This window comes from Burkholderia sp. Bp8986 (genome assembly GCF_003854225.1).
Lineage (GTDB): Bacteria > Pseudomonadota > Gammaproteobacteria > Burkholderiales > Burkholderiaceae > Burkholderia.
The window spans coordinates 1-281 of sequence record NZ_QTQM01000234.1; the positions used below are offsets into that span (position 1 = coordinate 1).

Sequence of the window (281 nt, forward strand, 5' to 3'; positions counted from 1 at the left end):
TACCAGCTGTCCACGTGGACACGTAGCATCAGAGTGAAGCGATTTCTAGACAAGGACGTCGTTAACGGATCGCATACCGATCATCAGATCCTTCAGCGCACCGTCCTGCATCGCCTTGTTCTTTCCTCGCTTGTCCGCCACGCGCCACTTCACGGACTTGCTCCTCATTTCATCGCGCTTGTCTACGCCGATGTAGCCCGCGGCGCCGAACGCTTCTTGCTCGTGACCGTGCAACAACGCATGCGCTTGCGAAACATCCGACACGTTGGCGGAGGTACCGA

1 pseudogene is annotated in these 281 nt (G+C 57.3%); it reads right to left on the reverse strand.

Going from position 1 to position 281, the window contains the following annotated elements:
- Positions 1-72: 72 nt before the first annotated feature.
- Positions 73-281, reverse strand: a pseudogene (locus tag DID99_RS37035) (IS5/IS1182 family transposase); the annotation flags it as partial.